At 67.0% G+C, this 2,729-nt stretch carries 4 protein-coding genes; 2 read left to right on the top strand and 2 right to left on the bottom strand.

Annotated elements, in window-relative coordinates:
* Both FJY88_13305 and FJY88_13300 read right to left on the bottom strand, forming a co-directional pair.
* Positions 1 to 207 (bottom strand): 7-carboxy-7-deazaguanine synthase (locus tag FJY88_13305; protein MBM3288304.1); only part of this gene is annotated, 207 nt, incomplete at its 3' end.
* A gap of 67 nt (positions 208 to 274) precedes the next feature.
* Positions 275 to 739, bottom strand: coding sequence for a (deoxy)nucleoside triphosphate pyrophosphohydrolase (locus FJY88_13300; GenBank protein MBM3288303.1), 465 nt, complete (start codon positions 737 to 739; stop codon positions 275 to 277).
* Here FJY88_13300 and FJY88_13295 point away from each other — a divergent pair.
* A complete protein-coding gene (locus FJY88_13295) occupies positions 593 to 2,401 on the top strand; it encodes a DegQ family serine endoprotease (GenBank protein MBM3288302.1) in 1,809 nt (602 codons plus the stop codon). The genes FJY88_13300 and FJY88_13295 overlap by 147 nt on opposite strands.
* A gap of 84 nt (positions 2,402 to 2,485) precedes the next feature.
* Positions 2,486 to 2,729 (top strand): DNA-directed RNA polymerase subunit omega (gene rpoZ / locus FJY88_13290; GenBank protein MBM3288301.1); only part of this gene is annotated, 244 nt, incomplete at its 3' end.

Here is a 2,729-nt window from a genome sequence, read left to right as displayed (position 1 = left end):
CTCGACGAGCCGGCAGGGATGGGCGCGAAGCTCATCGAGGATCCGCTCCACCGTCATCGCCGTCCCCCCCTCGAAGGCGTAGGCGGTGTCGCACCAGAGGCAGCGCATGGGACAGCCCATCAGGCGCACGAAGAGGCAGGGGAGGCCGCTCCGCGTCGATTCGCCCTGGATGCTGAAGAAGATCTCCGTGACTCTGAGTTCCTGCATCTCGCACCCGCTCCGCTCGCGGTGGACCCGACATTAGACGATGGGGATCGAGCGGCGCCAGCTCCCGTCAACCGGCCTCGCCGGCGCGAGGCGGCGACTGGTCGGACGCCGGGATCCATCCCCCCGACCGCAGCGCATCGACGACCGGCCGCGACGCGTCGGGGAGAGGGTAGCTGCCGACTTCCTCGGGATCGACCCATCGCCACGCCTGGCAATCGATCGCCCGCGGCGTTCCCGCGACCCTCCGGGCGACGAAGAAAGCGAGATCGACCTTGCGGTCGGCGTAGTCGTAGGGCCGCCGCAGAAGCTCCCCCAGGATCTCGATGTCGATCCCGAGCTCCTCCCGCACTTCGCGGACCGCGCAGGCCTCCGCCGTCTCGCCGGGATGGATCTTCCCGCCGGGGAACTCCCACAGATCGGGCAGCCTGATGCTTGGCAACCTGTGCGAAATCAGGAGTTTACCGCCCTCGACGATGACGGCGACCGCGACCCGCAGCCTATCCTGCGCGTCTCCAGGGAGTTTGGCGTTCAATCCTTTTCTCCTCGTTGCCCCGGAGGGCCCAAGGGCCTAGACTGGAACAATTGCGGGGTTTCAGGGTTCTCGACCCCGTTCGGGGCTGCAGTCGATTCCCGCGCCGCCCCGTCCACAAGGAGGCTACATCAAGGTATGAGAAGGTGGATCCCAATTCTGATTCTGTCTCTTGCCATCGGCGCCGGCCTCGCATGGATCGCGCGCCCCTTCGACATAGAGTTTCGCTGGGGCGATCGGTCGGATCAGGCCGCCACGCTGAGCGTGAGAGAATCGACTGCCCTCGCGGAGAGAACCCCCGAGGAGCAGCGGGCGATCGAGGGCGTCGAGTCGACCAGCCGGGCCTTCGTCGCGATCGCCAAGGAAGTCTCTCCGTCGATCGTCACTATCTACAGCGAGCGCAGCGTCGCCATGAACCGTCCGGGAGGGCGGAATCCGTTCGGATTACCGGATGAGCTGCTCGAACGCTTCTTCGAGATGCCCGATCGGATGCCCCAGCGGGGAATGGGATCGGGCGTGATCGTCGGCCGCGACGGCCGCGTCTTGACGAACAATCATGTCGTCGCCAATGCCGACCGGGTCAAGGTCACGCTCCCGGATGGCCGGAGCTTCGACGCGGAGGTCCTGGGGCGCGATCCGAAGAGCGACGTCGCGGTGGTCAAGATCGATGCCGCGGGGCTTCCCGCCGTCAAGCTCGGCGACTCGGACGCGCTCGAGGTGGGCGAGTGGGTCCTCGCGATCGGAACGCCCTTCGAGCTCTCCCAGACCGTCACGGCCGGGATCGTGAGCGCGAAGGGGCGCAGCAGCGTCGGCCTGGCCGACTACGAGGACTTCATCCAGACCGACGCCGCGATCAATCCCGGCAACTCGGGCGGCGCGCTCGTGAACCTGCGGGGAGAGGTGGTCGGCATCAACACGGCCATCGCCAGCCGCTCCGGCGGGTATCAAGGAGTCGGCTTCGCGATCCCGATCAACATGGCGAGCAACGTCATGGATCAGCTGATCCGCGACGGCAAGGTCACGCGCGGATTCATGGGAGTCACGCTCCAGCAGGTGGACGCGGCCATCGCGGACAACTACGGGCTCGATCGTCCCCGCGGCGCGCTCGTCAACAGCGTCAGCCCGGGCAGCCCGGCCGACAAGGCGGGCGTCGAGCAAGGCGACCTGATCGTCGAGCTGAACGGCAAGCAGGTCCGCGACCGCGACGATCTGCGTTTGAGGATCGGGGAGACCGCCCCGGGAACGACCGTCGACATGACGGTCATCAGGAACGACGATCGCAAGACCCTCAGGGTGAAGCTGGCGGAGATGCCCGGCGACGACGAAGTGGCGTCGAGGGAGGAGCCGAGCGGAAGCGAGTCGGATCTGGCTCTTGAGAAGCTGGGGTTCGAGGTGGCGCGGCTGACGGACCGGGAGCGCGTCCGTTTGGAGATCGACCAGGACGTCGAGGGGTTGATTGTCACGAGGGTCGATCCCGGAACGCCCGCTTCCGACAGCCGTCTCAACGAGGGGGAGGTGATCCTCGAGGCGGGACGGGAGCCGGTCGCGACGGTTTCCGAGCTTCGCGAGCAGCTCAAGGAGGTCCCCCCGGGCAAGACGATCCGTCTTAAGGTCCAGTCCCGGGAGGGAAACCACTACATCGCTCTGCGCATCCCGAAGTCCTAGGGGTCTCGCGCCCCGGGGCGATCGGGAGCGGGGAGCGCAAGAGGTTCAGCGGCCGCGCGGCCGCAGATCGAGAGCAGAAGGAGGATGTCGATGACGGATGAGGGCAAGCCCGCGAAGGGAATCCGCAAGTTGCCGGAAGGGATTCGGTCCAAGTACGAGCTGGTCGTCGCGGCCGCCAAGGAGGCGGAGCGACTGAACGATCTGCATCGGCACAGGGGCGACTCCGATTCCGAGAAGGTGACGATGGCGGCCCTGCGCCGCGTCGAGAAGGGGCTCTCCAAGGTCGTGCACGAGGAGCCGGAGCGTACGGCGGAGGAGTCGCAGCGGA

Source organism: Candidatus Eisenbacteria bacterium (genome assembly GCA_016867495.1).
Classification (GTDB): domain Bacteria; phylum Eisenbacteria; class RBG-16-71-46; order CAIMUX01; family VGJL01; genus VGJL01.
Note: the sequence above shows the minus strand (reverse complement) of the source record. Positions and strands in the feature narration are given on the sequence as shown.